The sequence below is a fragment of the Oscillatoria nigro-viridis PCC 7112 genome (assembly GCF_000317475.1).
Taxonomy (GTDB): Bacteria; Cyanobacteriota; Cyanobacteriia; order Cyanobacteriales; family Microcoleaceae; genus Microcoleus; species Microcoleus nigroviridis.
Window position 1 is genome coordinate 4,705,972 of sequence record NC_019729.1, and the last position, 17,027, is coordinate 4,722,998.

Here is a 17,027-nt window from a genome sequence, read left to right on the forward strand (position 1 = left end):
CCCCCTTAGCAAGGGGGGGAGTAAGAGTCTATTTCTATTGCTGAGCGGGCGATCGGGTGTTTTTTGTCCCCCCTTTAACAAGGGGGGCTAGGGGGGTTCTGCGCTGTTGCTATATAATAAAAGGCTGCACGCAAAAAACGGTAATCTGGAGGGAAGTATGTCACGGAAATGTCAGCTAACGGGAAAGAAGGCAAATAACGGTTTTGCAGTTTCTCACTCGCACCACCGCACTCACAAATTGCAAGACGCCAATTTGCAGTGGAAGCGGGTTTGGTGGCCGCAGGAGAAGCGCTGGGTAAGATTGCACCTTTCTACAAAGGCGATTAAAACCTTGCAAAACAAGGGTTTGGAAATCATGGCGAAGGAAGCTGGAATTAACCTGTACAAGCTTTAAAAAACTTGGCTAAATTAAAATGAGGGCGATCGCACACTTGAGAGTGCGATCGCCCTTACTTTTAGAGAAAAACCCTTACTAGAGCAACTTTCGGCATTTCAGTAAATAAGTAGTCATCTCGCCTTTGCCTTTAACTTCGATCGCGCCGCGGTTTTCAAAAAAATACTTTTCTCGCAATTGCTGATAAGTTGTTTCTGTTACCTGAATACTCCCCGGCTTGCCGTGAGATTCCATGCGGGAAGCTGTGTTAACGGTGTCTCCCCATAAATCGTAAATAAATTTTTTAATTCCAATAACTCCGGCAACAACCGGGCCAGTATTGATGCCGATTCTGATGCTGAAATCTTGATTGTGGAGATTGCTGAACTCAGTAATTGCCTCCTGCATATCGAGGGCCATTTCTGCGATCGCTTCTGCGTGATCCGGGCGAGGAATTGGCAGCCCTCCAACTACCATGTAAGCGTCGCCAATCGTCTTAATTTTTTCCAAACCGTGCCTTTCTGCTAGGTTGTCAAATGTCGAAAAGATGTCATTCAGCAAGGCTACTAATTGCGTTGGAGAAACTCGCGAACTGAGTTGAGTAAAGCCTACTATGTCCGCAAACAAGACAGTAACTTCAGCAAAAGTATCTGCGATCGTACTGTCCCCTCGCTTCAACCGATTGGCTATTTCTTCAGGCAAAATATTCAACAACAAGCGTTCTGATTGTTCCTGTTGAACTCGCAGTGCACTTAAAGTATCATTCAGAGCATTAGTTCGTTCTTTCACTCTAAATTCTAACTCTTCATTCAGCTTGTGAAGCGCCATTTCAGCTCGCTTGCGCTCTGTGATATCCGTACCGATTCCCAGCATTCCTGCGAACTTTCCTGCCGCGTCAAACAGCGGTTTATTTGCCCAGGATACCCAAACCAGCTCGCCACTGCGTAAGATACTTTCATTTTCATTTCGCGTGTATTGTTCTGGGTTTTGCAAAATATCTCTCAATTTTGCTCCTAAGTCATTTCCTTTTGTATCTATCTCTGGAATAATTGTTCCCACGGCGTTTTTGCCAATTATCTCTTTTTCATCGTAACCAAAAAACTTCTGTGCAAATTCGTTAAAAAAAGTAATATTTCCTTCCCTATCTAGTTTTAAAATAATGCTGTTAGCATTTTCCACCAATTCCCGATACTTAATTTCGCTTTGCCGCAGCGAATCCTCTGCTGAGGCGCGTTCGGCTACAGTGGCGGCCAACAGCAGCGATGTAATTACAATGACGCTCATAAAAGCCTGCAAAAATAAGATTGCCTGATTGATATTTTCCGCTTTGGCAATAAAGGGGCCACCTCCCTGAGAACCGCCCCAAATGGCGATACAGGATACAATGAAAGATGATACAACCGCCCCGCCCTGCCCGAATTGAATGGTTGCCCAAATTACCAATGGAAATGGCAAGTATTCGAGGGGATAACCGGAGAGATTACTTTCACTTTTTGAGTTGTAGACTAGCCAACTGACTGTTACTAATAACAGCAGGCATATTCCGGCACTAATGCGATTGACAATATTTTTAGAACCTGGAATTTGTGAAGTGCTTGGCGCTGGTTTGTGGTTGTATAGAATCAACAGCAGGGGAGTAAAAATTAAAACTCCTAATGTATCTCCTAGATACCAATTCCAGCGAATTTGCCAATATTCGCTCCAGTCAACTAAAGCCGTTACACAGAGGCGCAGCGTGCCGAGAGTGCAGTTGATTTGAGTGGCAACTACAGCACCGCCAAAAATTAAATAGACTACATCGATCAGCCGATCGAGTGACAGGCGAAACTTTAGTTTCTGCAGCAAAGTAAATGCACACAAAGCTTGTAAACAAGCGCAAAAGGCACTAATTGCTGCAAGTGTTAAAGATACCTTAAGGTTAATAGTCTCGTACAAAAATACGCCTAAAGCTATTCCCGGCCAAACACGCCGACCAAATAATAAAATTGCAGCTTGTGCAATTCCTGCGGGCGGCCAGACGCAGGTAGCTAATTTATTGACGCCGGGGATTGAAACTGCTATTTTTGCTCCCAAAGCGTAAGCAAAAGCAATGGCAGCTACTTTTGCTAAGTATTGCCAATTGCTGCTAAATTGAGGCGATCGCAGAAACCGATTGTTGTGTGGGCTCATTTTGTATTTTTAACTAACTATAGTAACCGCGACCGAATATTAGGATGTTCTTAATTGCTGAAACATGAGTTCTTATATTGCTTCTTCTTTCTTGCTTCTTCCTTCTTTTTATGCTGAGCGAAGCTGAAGGGTCTTTTTCCTTACTGCTATAACTTGATGCCTGTAAGGAAATAAGTGTTCATCTCGCCTTTGCCTTTAACTTCGATCGCGCCGCGACTTTCAAATACATACTTATCGTGCAATATATCATAAATTGCAGACGTGACTTGAATGCACCCCGGCAAGCCGTGGGATTCCATGCGGGAAGCGGTGTTAACGGTGTCTCCCCATAAATCGTAAATAAATTTTTTAATACCGATTACTCCGGCGACAACCGGGCCGGTGTTAATGCCAATTCTGATGCTAAAATCTCGATCGTGGGTATCGCTGAATTCAGTAATTGCCTGCTGCATATCGAGAGCCATTTGGGCGATCGCCTCTGCATGATCGCTGCGGGGCATGGGCAGGCCTCCTACTACCATGTAGGCGTCGCCAATGGTCTTAATTTTTTCCAATCCGTGCTTTTCTGCTAGGCGATCGAATGTGGAAAAAATATCGTTAAGCAACGACACTAATTCGGGCGGAGAAATTTGGGAACTAATTTGCGTAAAACCGACTATATCTGCAAACAATACTGTTACTTCGGCAAAAGTATCGGCAATGATGCTTTGGTCTTGTTTTAATCTGTCGGCGATCGGTTGCGGTAAAACGTTGAGTAGGAGACGGTCTGATTTTTCTTGTTCTAAGCGCAAAGCTGCCTCAGCTTGTTTGCGAGTTGTGATATCTTGAACAGTACCTTCGTAATAAAGCAAATTTCCGTAGGAATCGCGCACGGTATAAGTATTTTCTGAAATCCAAATTATGCTGCCATCTCGGCGGTAAATTTGAGATTCAAAATCCGATACTTTGCCTTGTTCTTCTATTAAGCGGACAACTTCGGCGCGGCGATCGGGGTCAACATAAAGTTGTTGGCTAATATCAGTTAATGTGCCGACAAATTCCTCGCCCGAACTGTAACCGTAAATGCGAAGCAATGCAGGATTGGCGCTGAGATATTCCCCATCTGGGGTAGTTTGAAAAATGCCGACTATCGCATTTTCAAAGATGCTGCGGTATTTTTCTTCAGCTTGCCGCAGCGCTTCTTCAGCCCGCTGGCGTTGTCGCGCTTCCACTGCGAAAGTTACAGAATCTGCTAGAGAAACAGCAAAACTTTGTTCTTCAATAGTCCAAGAACGGGGAGTTCCTACGTGTTCCAAACAAATAACTCCTGCTGTTTCACCGCCTATTTGAATCGGCGTATCTAGCATGGAAGTGATGCCGAAGGGAATTAGGTAAGATTCCGCAAATTCTCTAGTTCTAAAATCTTTTTGTGCGTCAAATGCAGCAATTGCGCGTTCTTCTCGCAGTGCTTGAAAATAGACAGGATAATCTGCTGCAGCTAATTCCAAACCGTGTGAGTGCTGGTTGAGAGTGCGATCGAACAAATCCAGGCACTCGATCTTGGATTTAGTGCGATCGTACAGCCAGACACTCGATCGCGCAACTTCCAGAGTACGGCTAGCAGTTTCAGTTATTTCTTGAAGCGCCTTTGTTAAGTCGCCTTGATTCAGCGCTTTATTTTTGGCTAAATCAATTAATGCCGATTTCTGTTTCTGTAGCTGAAGTTCGCTTTGTTTCAGGGCATTTGTCCGCTCTTCAACTCGGATTTCCAGCTTTTCATTGAGCTTTTGCAACGCTATTTCAGCTTTTCGGCGATCGGTGATATCTGTCCCGATGCAGAGGATGCCCAAAAGTTTGCCCGCTGCATCAACCAGCGGTTTATTTGCCCAAGATACCCAAACGCGATCGCCACTGCGCCGGATATTTTCATTTTCATAGCTGGTAAAGCGATCGGGATTTTGTAAAATTTGACCATAAACCAACTCTAAGTTATTTCCATCAATGTCCGTCGGTGGAATAATGGTTCCCAAGGCATTTTTTCCCAAAATTTCTTCCTCCTTGTAACCAAAGAATTTTTCAGCGAATTCGTTAAAGAAAGTAATATAGCCGTCTGCGTTCAATTTCAGAATAATGCTGTTAGCATTTTCCACCAATTCTCGATATTTAATTTCGCTCTGTCGTAAAGAACACTCCGCTGCTGTCCGTTCAGCTACTGTCGCTGCCAATAACAGCGAGGTAATTGTAACTACAGCCAAAAAAGCTTGTAAAAATAAGATAGCCTGATTAATATTGTCGGCTTTGGCTGTGAAGGGCCCCCCTCCATGAGAACTGCCCAAAATTGCGATGATTGAGACAACAAACGATGCGAGCACAGTGGCTCGCTGACCTAATTCGAGCGCCGCCCAAATTATCAAAGGAAATGGCCAATACTCCAGGGGATAACGAGCAATAGAAGCTTCATGTTTCGACTCAAATACCAGCCAGCTAGCCCCAATTAATAAGATCAACCATACTCCCCGAACAATTAAATATTTTTTTTTGCTATCTGTTTGTATTTTTAAACGCTCGGCGGTTACTTTAGGGCGTATAAATATTAGAATTAAGGGAGTGAAAATTAAAATTCCCATTGTGTCTCCCAAGCACCAATTCCACCGAAGCGACCAATATCCTGCCCAATCTACTTTTCCGGCTAAATATATAGAAAACGCGCCAATAGTGCAACTGATTTGAGTAGAAATAAGACCGCCAAACAATATTAAATTAACTACATCTTTCAAGCGAGCCAGAGACGGACGAAACCCCAGCCAGCCCAGGGCCTTTACGGCAAAAACAGCTTGCAGAATCGCCCCAGCGTTTCCTCCCAGCCAAACCTCGAATATCTGTTCACTTGGGTTAACCAAATTGAGCAAAAATGTCCCCAAAACTATAGCAGGCCAGACTTTACTCCCATACAATAACAATCCAGCTTGTGCAATTCCTGCGGGTGGCCACACCGAGGCAGCAAAGGGACTAACACCTTGAATTGAAATTGCTAGCCTCGCCCCCACGGCGTAAGCGACACCAACGACAGCTACTTGGGCTAAGTACCGCCCAATTCGGGATTGAGGGAATCGCAGAAACTGATTTAGATTCAGATTCATACCGAGTTTTAAGTTTTAGGGAATTTCACATCTCAAGGAATAAGGAAGAAGGAAGTTCGGCAACGGATTCGCTCGACGGATGTAATGGATGTAATGGATGTCAGGAAGAGGGAAGAGGGAAGAGGGAAGAGGGAAGAGGGAAGAGCATCTCATCTTTGTAAAAACACTTCTTCTGGCTCCTTCTTTCTGACTCTTTTCTCCTGCATTCTGCATCCTGTCTCCTGCCTCCCAACTCCTATTTCTAGCTTGGCTGGAAAAGTGAGATGCTCCCAAGATGGGAGCTAATTTAGGGCGTACACCGCGCACATTGCGAGCCTAAATGTAGGTGCAGCGCGCACCTTACCAATTAAAAAGTCTTAGTTGATGGCCGCTTCAATCCACTGTTTCAAAGTTGAATTTACTTCATCAATGAGAATTTCCTGGGATTTGTGAGTGGCTCTTTCCACAACTTCAACTTTGCCTGCTTTCAGCGAACGACCCGGAACAATGCGATAGGGAATGCCGATTAAATCAGCATCTTTGAATTTAACTCCGGCTCGTTCGTCGCGGTCATCTAGTAGAGTTTCAATGCCAGATTGGTTGAGTTCTGCATAGAGTTTTTCGGCGACTTCTACTTGTTGGGCGTCGGAAATATTGGGGATGCTAATGATGGCGTGATACGGGGCGATCGCCACTGGCCAAATTATCCCGTCTTTGTCGTAGGATTGTTCTACGGCCGATTGAGCTAGCCGCGACACGCCGACGCCGTAGCAGCCCATCACAAAGGGCATTTCTTCGCCTTGTTCGCTGGTGTAGGTGGCGCCCATTGCTTGGGAGTATTTGGTTCCTAATTGGAAGATGTGGCCGACTTCGATGCCTCTGGCGCTTTGCAAGGTTTGTTCGGGGTTGTGCACTGCCCGATCGCCCTTTTTGGCTGTTCTGACACCTACAACCAATGCTGGTAGCGGAAATTCTCGATCCCAATTAGCCCCGACAACGTGGTATCCTGATTCGTTTGAACCGGTGACAAAGTTTGTCAGGTCAACTGCGGTGCGATCGACTAAACGCAAAAACTTAGAGTTTACCTCCTTGCTCCCAGCGATATAATCATCAGCAACATCGGGAGCCATATAACCGAGAGGTAAAGATTTAGCCGCCCATTTCCGCTGAGCTTCCGCATCGGGAACAGTCAAAAATAAAACAGTTTTAGCTTGATAATTGCCCGCTAATTTCGTCAACTCATTCAGCAACTTTACCTGATTCACATCTTGGTCGCCGCGAATGCTTACCAATACCAAAACAGTCATGCCATTGTCGTAAACAGCTTGGTAAAGCACATTTTTGACAACTTGCGTCGGAGAACATTTCAAAAATTTGCAAAGTTTATCAATTGTTTCAGTTCCCGGCGTTTCCCGCTTTTCAAACGTTGCAAAGGGCGACGGTTCCACATCAGCAGGCATGGAGACAGCCTTTTCCACATTAGCTGCATACTGACCGTCTTCAGTATAAAGAACTTCATCTTCTCCCGCTTCGGCCAACACCATAAACTCTTGAGAACCAGAGCCGCCAATTGCTCCCGAATCAGCATCTACTGCTCGGAATTGCAAGCCCGACCGGCGCAGCATATTGCTGTAAGCTTGAGCCATATCCTGATAAGTTTTTTTCAGACTTTCTTCGTTAGTGTGGAAAGAATAGCCATCTTTCATAATGAATTCGCGGCCGCGCATCAACCCAAAACGCGGGCGAATTTCATCGCGAAACTTAGTTTGGATTTGATAAAGATGTAAAGGCAATTGCCGATAGGAACGAATCATATCTTTAGCAATTGTAGTAATTACTTCTTCGTGAGTTGGGCCCAGTCCCAATTCTCGCTGCTGCCTGTCTGTCATGGCAAACATAATACCTTCAGCTTGAGTATAGGTATCCCAGCGGCCGGATTCCCGCCACAAATCGGCCGGTTGCAATTGCGGGAGGAGGCATTCTTGAGCGCCGGTAGCGTCCATTTCTTCGCGCACAATTTGAGATACTTTTTTGAGAACTCGCCACATTAATGGGAGATAAGCGTAAATACCGCTACCGATGCGCCGGATGTATCCCGCACGGAGTAATAGTTTGTGGCTGGGAATTTCTGCTTCTGCCGGGTCTTCGCGCAGGGTGACAAAAAGCATTTGAGAGAGTCGCATGGCTGATTTCCTTAAAATACCGGATGATTGTAATCTCTGATTAACTTCTGATATTATCAGACGTGAGGCGGATTTGATTAAATATATGAATAAAATTTGGCAAAACTACGAAAAAGGTATGGCAGTATTTGATAATTGTCACTCTCCTACAGTGCAATCTCAGTGGCTTGCCTTAAAAGATGAAATAGGAGAATTTGTTCGAGAACCTAATTCAAGCGAAATTTGGGATATTGTTCATGCTGCTGGTCGATTGCTTTACAAACTAATCGGAATTCCCTTATATTTACTGGCCTATCCTACTGTTCGCAAACACAGTCAACGTTTCGAGGAGTACGGCTGTATTCGCAGCATTCGCAACTGTGAGGGTAAATGCTGCAAACAGTTGACAGTTGACAGTTGACAGTTGACAGTTGATGGCGAGGTTTTTAAACAGTTGATAGCTAAAAATTATCATGACCAGATTCATCCACGACCAATTTGCTAAACAGTATTTGAAAGAACTATTAACCCCTCTCGGTAATGTAGAAACCAGCCGAGATGTTGCTGGAGAAGTGAGGCAGGTTGACGTTTTATTTGCCCCGAAACCGGAACCGGAAGTCGAACCAACAGCCCTCGGCATTCTGGGTCAAATAGCAGCACAACCCGCTGTATTTGAACCCTTCCGCAGTCCAGTCCAGATCGGAGAAATTCGCAGTTGTCTGGGCAAACTCTTCGATATCCACGGCGAATTTGAACGCGCCGCAGCTAGAGAAAATACCCGGATTGCAGAGGCAGACTTGCCCCAACTCTGGATACTGTCGCCGACTGTTTCCGATACGATGCTAGCTGGATTTCGAGCCCTTCCCGAACCGGAAAATTGGGTAAATGGAGTTTATTTTCTGGGCCCATCTCTGAAAGCAGCGATCGTTGTCATTCACCAACTGCCCCGCACTCCAGAAACGCTGTGGCTGAGAGTTTTGGGGAAGGGAAACGTGCAGAAGCAAGCTATTGCCGAATTGAGAGAATTACCCTCAGATAATGTGTTTCGGGTGAGTGCGTTAGAATTGTTGTATAACTTGCGAACTATTTTAGAAGTCCGCCAAGACATAGATCGAGAAGATCGGGAGTTAATTATGGAACTGTCACCCCTCTACTTGCAACGGTTGGAAGATGCAACTCAGCGCGGTATCCAGCAAGGTATGCAGCAAGGTATGCAGCAAGGTATGCAGCGTGCTCAACGCCTGATGGTTGAGAGTCTGCTACAAGTAAAATTTGGCGAGATTGATGGAGAATTAACCCAAATAATCCAGCCTTTGATGCAACGAGAAGCCATCGAAATCACGCGAATGATTATGCAGCTCGATCGTTCTGAATTACTAGCTCGTTTCGATGCGTCGAAAAACCAACCAGAATCCTAACTCAGCAGCGCGCTCTACGATATGTAGAGGGCGCTAAATCTCACTTTACTATTTATTATATATCGAGAAAATCTGGAGTTCATTATGGAACTGTTACCGCTCTATTTACAACGGCTTGAACAATTAACTCAGCGAGGTATCGAGCAAGGTATTCAGCGAGGTATCGAGCAAAGTATTCAGCAAGGTATCGAGCAAGGTATTCAGCAAAGTAAACGCCAGATTATTGAGAGTATATTACAAGTAAGATTTGGCGAAATTGATGAAGAATTAGCCCAAATAATTGAGCCTTTGATTAAACTATAATTTATTGAAATCGAGCGACTGAGTATGCAGCTCAATCCCTCGGAATTACTCGCTCGTTTTGAGCCTAAAAATCCAACGGAATCCTAACTCGCTAGCGCACTCTACGATATGTAGGGTGCGCCACATCGCAATTTACTAATATTTAGAACTGGCAAGGATCGCCCCCGCCTCCAACTTAAAACTTTTGGCGGACTCGGCTGCTATCAGTCCCAGAAAGACTGATTTCTGACTTTAGACGGATTTATTTTTTAGCTTCCACAGCCATAATAAGCAGTAAGGATGAGAGCACTAAAGAACTAATTTACTACTCATCCCAATTTAACTAATAAGGGCTTCCGCAAGATTAAGCCTGACCCAAACAAACCACCATCTAAAGATTACAAAATCCCCTATGAATAAATTTGGGGTCAAGTTTCGCTATGCCGAGTTAGGCATAAAACTGTAGGAGGTAATTTATGTTTGAAAGCGAGTTATTAATGTCGCTGTACAGTCCCAAATTCAATATTGCCCAAATGCCAGTAGAAATAGATGTGCCATTTGACCACCCCGATATCGGAGGGCTGATGTTTTTAAGCCCGCAGTTTTTCGTGGCTTTAATCGCCGGAGTCATTATGGCTTTCGGCTTCCAATTCCTGTTAACAAATTTCTCGATCGCCGCCAAAATCTCAAATTGGGACGAGGCTTTACCCGACGATGACGATGATGAATCTGAAAGTTGGGGGACTAAAGTTCGCAAGACTGAAGGTTTAGTCGGGGGTTGGATTTTAGTCACCGTTAACCTGGCTTTATTTTTGGCTTGTTTTCTGGCAGTCAAACTAACTTCAATTGCCTCGGTAGACGGAGCGGCAATTATTGGTGTAGTCATTTGGTCGGCGTACTTTTTAACGCTGGTGTGGCTCGGTTCTAGCGCCGTCGGTTCCGCGATCGGTTCCTTGATAAAAACTGCTTTTTCAGGCGTTCAAGGGGTCATGGGTACTGCGGGTGCTGCGATCGGCGGCAAGATGGCCAGCGACCAAATGGTCAATACTGTAGAGGCATCTGTGGCCGCTGTCCGCCGCGAATTGAGTTCGGCGGTAGACCCGGATAGCATTCGCGAAACACTGCAAGATTATGTGGGTTCTTTGCAGTTACCGAAACTAGATGTTAAGGAAATTCGCGGTCAATTTGAAAAGTTGCTGGGCGATGCAGATATCAAATCTCTTGCGGGAAGCGACGTTCTGAAGAATATTAACCGCCAGACTTTTGTGGATTTAGTTAAGAGTCGCACAGACTTTTCTCAACAGGAAATAAATCAAATTGCCGACCAACTCGAAGGCGTTTGGAAGCAAACTTTCGGCAAGCAGCAAGAGCAGAAAGACCCGAATTTAGAGTTGGTTGATTTTCTCAAGTTTGCGGCTCCAGATTTGCTGAAGTCTGACGAACTCAACGCCAAGCTGTCTCAAATTCTGGAAACTAGGGAAAACAAATCGGAATCCAGCAGCGGCATGAAGCGAGCGATGCAGTTGGGTGTGGAAGCTCTTGTGGGCACTGTTTTGGCGCGGACGGATTTATCGGATTTGGATGTTGAAAAAATCTCCGGTCAGTTACAACAACTGACAGCACAAGGGACTCAAAAAGCTAAATCTTTTGCTTCTCAAGTGGGCGACAAAGTGCCAGCGCTGCCTTTCAATACAGCTAAGGCTGATGTGGAAAACTACTTGATGAATGCCCAACCTTGGCATCTCAACCGGGAGACAATCAAGCAGGAATTTAGGGATGTGATTTACGACCCGGAAGCCTCTCCTGCGGCTGTGTTGCGCCAGTTAGAAATTTTGAATCCCGATTATTTTGTAGGGATTCTGAGCCGCCGCGAGGGGTTTGCTCCGGAACAGGTGACGGAAATTGCCGAACAGCTTGAAGGTGTCCGACAAGAAGTTTTGGAAATTGTGCGAGATGCTGCTGGTGAAGAACAGTCTCAAGATTTGCGGAGCCGGATTGAGAATTATTTGCGATCGACCGGCAAGGAGGAATTGAATCCTGAAGGTATTGAACGGGATTTCCAAGCGCTTTTGGAAGACCGGGATGCTGGTTTTGAGGCTTTGCGCGATCGCCTGTCGCAGTTTAACCGCGATACTTTGGTGCAGTTGCTGGGTCAGCGGGAAGATTTTAGTCCAGAGGAAGCCGATCGGTTAATCGGGCGGCTCGAAAGTTCGCGCGATCGCGTGATTTCTAGAGCTCGAGAATTGCAAGAGCAAGCGCAATCGAAAGCGCAAGAAGTCCGACAAAAGGTAGAAGACTATCTCCGCAATACTAATAAGGAAGAACTCAATCCTGAAGCGATCGAGCGCGAGTTTCAAACGCTGTTAAGCGACCCGGAAGCCGGATTTAAAGCGCTGAGAGAACGCTTATCTCAATTCGACCGCGATACGCTGGTGCAGTTGCTGTCACAGCGCCAAGACCTCAGCGAAGAACAGATAAATCAGGCGATCGACCGGATCGAATCTGTGCGCGACAACATTATCCACGCGCCGCAAATAGTGGCGGATAAAGCTAAGAAGCAGTACGAGGAAGTTACTGCAAAAATTGGCGAGTACCTGCGGAATACCAACCTGGAAGAACTCGATCCAGAAGGCATCAATCGGGATTTGACCAAATTGTTTGAAAATCCGAAAGAGGGTACTTTGGCACTTCGGGAAAGACTTTCTCAGGTCGATCGCGAAACTTTAGTCAAGCTGCTTTCGCAGCGGGAAGATTTGAGCGAAGAACAGATAAATCGGACGATCGATCGCGTGCAAGATTCGATTCGCAGCATCGTGAAATCGCCCCGCCGCTTGGCTTCTCGCGCTCAAAAAACAGTCCGGGATTTCCAAGGAAGTTTGGAAAATTACTTGCGGAATACGGACAAGGAAGAACTCAATCCTGAAGGCATCAAGCGCGATTTGCAGTTGCTGTTTAGCGAGCCGGGAATGGGGATGCAAAGTTTGGGCGATCGCCTGAAGCACTTCGACCGATCGACTCTGGTAGCATTGCTGTCGCAGCGGGAAGACATCTCGTTCGATGAAGCCAACAGAATTGCCGACCAAATTGAATCTGTCCGCAACCAAATTGTCGAACAAGTTCAAATGGTTCAGGACAAGTTTCAGTCCACAATTGACGGTATTTTCGGGAAAATTCGGGATTACCTCAATTCGCTCGATCGACCCGAGCTCAACTACGAAGGCATCAAGCGCGACTTACGTAAAGTGTTTGACGACCCGCAGGCAGGATTTGACGCGATTAAAGAGCGTTTAGGTGAGTTCGATCGCGGTACTTTAGTTGCCCTGCTGAGTTCTCGTCCCGATATTTCCGAGACTGACGCTCACCGAATTGTTGACCAAATCGAAGGAGCCCGGGACAGCGTTTTATTGCGTTCGGAACGCCTCCAAAAAGAAGCCAAAAAACGCATCAAAGAACTCAAAAACAAGGCCAAGCAGCAAGCAGAAGATGCCCGCGAAGCCGCAGCAGCCGCAGCTTGGTGGCTGTTCGGTACGGCTCTGACTTCTGTGGTTGTTTCGGCTTTGGCTGGAGCAATAGCAGTGGGCGGAATTTCGGGTTTGTTTAGCTAGATTTTCAACGAGTTTGAAATAAAGTTCTCCTGATTCTAGGCTGGCTGTTTGCCAGCCTATTTTCTGTGGAATAATATCACAGTCCCTCAAGATTCTATAGTTGGTGGAAACACTCTCGATAAATTGAGTGCTAAGTCGTGAAAATAAGGCAAATTAACAGACTCGTTGGGCAGAAAAATCAGCGTCCTGCGATAACCAAATTGGCCAGGGGCATTTTGATACGGCTCGCTGTAACATTCCAAGCAAGTTTGTGATAAATTAAATATCCAATAATCAGAGATTCCGGCTTCAGCATAAAGAGGGAGCTTAACCTGTTTGTCGTAACTCAAAGAAGAATCTGCAATCTCAATCAGCAACAGTATATCCCCTGGACAGGGGTGAGAGGATAGATAGTCGTCAGGGCGATTTTGCACGATCGCGCGATCGGGTTCTGGTTCGCTGTCATCAGGCAGAATAATCGGTTGTTGTCCTCGCAGTGTCGCCCGTTCTCCCAGCAGCTTAAATAACTCGCGTTCCAAGCGTGTCTCGCAAACAGAGTGAGCGGTACCTTTAGCAGCCATTTTCACAAGTTCTCCATTAATTAACTCAACTCGATCGTCCTCACTAAAGAACCCCAGTTCTGTCAGGCGGTGATATTCCGCTATGGTGAAGCGTTTTGCAGTTGCGATCGACATAACAGCCACCTCAATACAGGTCTGTTGCGATTATAGGCGATCGTCGATCGGCTAAACAATGCCGATCGTGAGTTCCGCTAACAACAATCTTGTCAAATTAGCCTCATCCTTTGGTTGCAAATTTTCTCAATTTTGGTGAATTTACTCCCCGAAATTATCTCCGGGATCATCTCTGTCTTAAGCAAGATTCTAGCATCACTATTTATTAGGTACTTTAACTTAAGTAGCAAACAAAAGTTTTCTCACAAATAAGAAAACTGAGCAATACATATTATTTTGGAGGCTTGAATGACCTTTACTACCAGTGCTTACGACCAAGGAAAAGCAGATATTAAGAAGTTGAGTGTAGACGACCAATTAGGTTTGCTGTGGTTTGTTTACACCCAAATGGGCAAGTCAATAACGCCAGCGGCTCCCGGTGCTTCGGGTTCCGACATCGCTCAGGGTTTGTTCGAGCAAGTCAAGCCTCTGCCCCACCCAGAACAACTACAAGTAATGCGCGACATTGCCTCAAAAGCCAATACTGAACTCAGCCGGATGTACGGCTCGATGAGTCCTGAAACCAAGCTGGCTTTTTGGTATTTCCTAGCAGTAGGAATGGACGAAGGAACTATTATTCCTGTCCCTCCGGACTATCAACTTCCCGAAGCAGGAAAAGCTTTATTAGGAAAGATTGAGGGCATGGACTTCCAGCAGCAAATTGATTTCCTTCGCGGTACAATTTTAGAAATGGGTGCTGAAGCCGCTCCGGGGGCTGGCATTTAAAAAGATTAGTAATTACTCAGCGAATTAATTGCCCGCAGCCCCGGTTAATTTGTGATTAAATTAGCTGGGGTTGCTCAATCTAGCAGCCGTGGACGCATTTCAACGTAATACGGTCATTCACAAGCGTTGCAAAGCATCTCTATAAAACTTAATGCCTGACCGAAAGCATCCAGGATAGAAGCCCCCGGATTCATCCGTCCAGAAATAAAAAACCTGTATCCGATAAAGAGCCGAACGTATTTATCCGTCGGGTCAGTCGATTTTCGATTTTCGATTTTCGATTTTAGATTTACCCCACAGATAAATCTGGGAACTTGAACAAGAGTCTAAAATTTTTATCTTTCCACGACAGGAGTACGTGGCATGGTATCCGTTTGTGGGCTGGGTCAATGCTTCAATTCTTTAATCTAAAATCTAAAATCTAAAATCTAAAATCGATTGACCTCATAACTTTGGCTGCGCTAATAAGTTTTCTAACAGCGAGCTAACTTCCTGACCGTAGGAAATTTCCAGCGTATGACCGTCCGGGTCTCGGATATAAGCCCAGTAACCGACAGGAGGTTCCGAGTCATTAGGGCCGTTCAATAAAAGCCCTTCTGACTCAGCCTCACTGCAAAGGCGATCGACTTTTTCACGACTTTCGCAGGCGACACCAAGATGGGAATCTGGTAAAAGTTTGCCATCCACTAATGGTGCTTTAATTAGCACAATAACGAACGGTCGAATCAAATCACAAATCCAAGCAACATCTAATGATGTAATTGGATCTACACGGCGGTGAACCACTTTTAGGTCAGCGTACTTCGCGTAAAATGAGATACTTTTATCTACATCCCTAACTGAAAGTGCAATGTGAGTAAAACCAATATCGCTCATTTGAATTTTCCTCCTATAATGTTCGCCAATTTTAGCGCTAATAACTGAATTCAGCAGATATGTTCCCCACTATTTGCGGCGCACCTGCAATTAAACGCATATCTTCGCCGGCAACTGTTAGCAAGGGCTGGCCTAAGTTTAAATGGGCAAAGTGACTTTCTTCAGGTATTTCTAATTCGCCTTTAATCAAACCGATTCGAGATTTTACTTCTCCTTTAAACAACAGCAAATTACTGCGGTCAGCGCTGAAAACATTACCGCTGAAAGGCAGCGGTAAAGCTAAATTTTGCTTGCTGTAATTAAGACAGCACAGTTGACGGTTTTCTTGGCGAACTGTGACGCGGTAGCCTAGGGGTGCTGCCTTTACCGAATCGCTGCCTTCCCAACTAAATGTAGCTAATTCTTTAGGAAGTCCCCAAATTTCCCGCCCGCCGGCTACCGAGTTAGGGTTGTCTACGTAGATGTGGGAAATCCAAGCGCCCCATTTTCCTGCATAATTGGCGATCGCGCTAACTACAATTAACTCATTGTACTCCATCACCGAACCCAACCCGTAGGAGGATATATAAATGCCACCTAGGGTTTTTCCTGGCAATAAAGAGACAATTTCTAACTCAGAGGGAACCAAAGGGCACACTCGTGCGACATCTACCAATTGTAAAGTCTGAACAGCATAACCTTGCAGGTTCCAAGGTGCAGGTGGATATACCATTTTCAGTGATTAAATTTATGAGATTTTATATTTATTTTACCTTAGCGTATCAAAAAACAACAGTTTTTTGTATTTCTTCACATAGTCTTATTAGTTTTAAATATAAAAAAGATTAATGTGTTGATATCAGCCAAACAGTTGACATTCCAGAGAAAGTTAAATATGGTCTATCTAGTGAATATTTAGAAGGAAACCTAAACCTGTATGCTGACATCTTACAAACCAGATGTTTTCGATAGTTTAGAGCATTTTTTCACGGCGAGAGACCTGCTACAGCAAGCCCAGGACAACATGACAGAACTGGGTGCTATTATCCGCAGTCACGGTTTGCAAAAGCAGGTAGGTATTTGCTTGCTTCACAAACACTTTGACCTGGCGGATAACGAAAGGTTAGTCGAAGAGTTTGACGGCAACAATGCTTATGTCAAACCGACAGCAGAATACGGCGATGCTATTCCGTATATGTGGAAAGTTGAAAAAGATCGAACATCAGGCGACTGGGTTTGGTTTCCTTTAGAATTTGTCCGCGTTAGTGAAGCCGTGTCCGCAGCAATTAAACGGTCAGAAGCCGTTGTCAACAACTCAGAATTTCTCAATGAAATTGCAGGTAAACTGTGCGAATTGGCGATGACAGATATGTTCGGCATCAGCATTTTGCACCGAGATGCAATTAAAGTTGCTGAGGGCGAAATTTTAGTAGAAAGCACAGATGATGAAGCCCGGGTTTTGACTTTTTCCTCAGTTCCCCGGCCGGATATTGACCCCGCAACTTTAACGCAAACTCTCTGGCAGTTTCCCCATGCTGAAGGGTTTGAAGTAGGATCTATGTGCAGTCACTGCACTCACTGCACCCATTGCAGTCATTAGGCAAGATTGCTAAAGGATAAAAAGTA

General features: G+C 45.2%; 13 protein-coding genes. 7 read left to right on the forward strand and 6 right to left on the reverse strand.

The window, feature by feature from the left end:
* The first annotated feature begins 157 nt into the window (after positions 1-157).
* The gene (gene rpmB, locus OSC7112_RS19780) at positions 158-394 is read left to right on the forward strand and encodes a 50S ribosomal protein L28 (RefSeq protein ID WP_015177569.1); all 237 of its coding nucleotides are present in this window, start codon (positions 158-160) and stop codon (positions 392-394) included.
* Between the two features lie 78 nt (positions 395-472).
* Here the strand turns inward: rpmB and OSC7112_RS19785 are convergent, their stop codons facing one another.
* From OSC7112_RS19785 to proS, 3 genes are all read right to left on the reverse strand, one after another.
* Positions 473-2,542, reverse strand: a complete 2,070-nt coding sequence (locus OSC7112_RS19785) for an adenylate/guanylate cyclase domain-containing protein (protein WP_015177570.1) — start codon at positions 2,540-2,542, stop codon at positions 473-475.
* 146 nt (positions 2,543-2,688) lie between these two features.
* Positions 2,689-5,661 (reverse strand): adenylate/guanylate cyclase domain-containing protein, encoded by a 2,973-nt coding sequence (locus OSC7112_RS19790; RefSeq protein WP_015177571.1) that lies wholly within the window; start codon positions 5,659-5,661, stop codon positions 2,689-2,691.
* Between the two features lie 356 nt (positions 5,662-6,017).
* Positions 6,018-7,823 carry a proline--tRNA ligase gene (gene proS, locus OSC7112_RS19795; RefSeq protein WP_015177572.1) on the reverse strand — a complete coding sequence of 602 codons (1,806 nt, stop codon included), beginning with the start codon at positions 7,821-7,823 and terminating at the stop codon, positions 6,018-6,020.
* An 85-nt stretch (positions 7,824-7,908) separates the two neighbouring features.
* On the opposite strand from proS, the gene OSC7112_RS19800 reads away from it, so the two are divergent.
* From OSC7112_RS19800 to OSC7112_RS19815, 4 genes are all read left to right on the forward strand, one after another.
* Positions 7,909-8,223: a hypothetical protein gene (locus OSC7112_RS19800; protein ID WP_015177573.1), complete on the forward strand. Its 315-nt coding sequence runs from the start codon at positions 7,909-7,911 to the stop codon at positions 8,221-8,223.
* A 52-nt stretch (positions 8,224-8,275) separates the two neighbouring features.
* Complete coding sequence (locus OSC7112_RS19805) at positions 8,276-9,220, forward strand: hypothetical protein (protein ID WP_015177574.1); 945 nt, start codon at positions 8,276-8,278, stop codon at positions 9,218-9,220.
* 84 nt (positions 9,221-9,304) lie between these two features.
* On the forward strand, positions 9,305-9,523 hold the full coding sequence (locus OSC7112_RS19810; protein WP_015177575.1) for a hypothetical protein: 219 nt from the start codon (positions 9,305-9,307) through the stop codon (positions 9,521-9,523).
* Between the two features lie 455 nt (positions 9,524-9,978).
* Complete coding sequence (locus tag OSC7112_RS19815; RefSeq protein ID WP_015177576.1) at positions 9,979-13,107, forward strand: hypothetical protein; 3,129 nt, start codon at positions 9,979-9,981, stop codon at positions 13,105-13,107.
* Between the two features lie 86 nt (positions 13,108-13,193).
* Here OSC7112_RS19815 and OSC7112_RS19820 read toward each other — a convergent pair whose 3' ends face one another.
* Positions 13,194-13,781: a Uma2 family endonuclease gene (locus OSC7112_RS19820; RefSeq protein WP_015177577.1), complete on the reverse strand. Its 588-nt coding sequence runs from the start codon at positions 13,779-13,781 to the stop codon at positions 13,194-13,196.
* A 288-nt stretch (positions 13,782-14,069) separates the two neighbouring features.
* On the opposite strand from OSC7112_RS19820, the gene OSC7112_RS19825 reads away from it, so the two are divergent.
* A complete protein-coding gene (locus tag OSC7112_RS19825; RefSeq protein WP_015177578.1) occupies positions 14,070-14,546 on the forward strand; it encodes an orange carotenoid protein N-terminal domain-containing protein in 477 nt (158 codons plus the stop codon).
* 444 nt (positions 14,547-14,990) lie between these two features.
* On the opposite strand, the gene OSC7112_RS19830 is transcribed toward OSC7112_RS19825, so the two are convergent.
* Positions 14,991-15,422 (reverse strand): VOC family protein, encoded by a 432-nt coding sequence (locus tag OSC7112_RS19830; RefSeq protein WP_015177579.1) that lies wholly within the window; start codon positions 15,420-15,422, stop codon positions 14,991-14,993.
* Between the two features lie 37 nt (positions 15,423-15,459).
* Complete coding sequence (locus OSC7112_RS19835; RefSeq protein WP_015177580.1) at positions 15,460-16,134, reverse strand: acetoacetate decarboxylase family protein; 675 nt, start codon at positions 16,132-16,134, stop codon at positions 15,460-15,462.
* A gap of 204 nt (positions 16,135-16,338) precedes the next feature.
* Here OSC7112_RS19835 and OSC7112_RS19840 point away from each other — a divergent pair, with 204 nt between their 5' ends.
* A complete protein-coding gene (locus OSC7112_RS19840) occupies positions 16,339-17,001 on the forward strand; it encodes a hypothetical protein (RefSeq protein ID WP_015177581.1) in 663 nt (220 codons plus the stop codon).
* Positions 17,002-17,027 lie beyond the last annotated feature (26 nt).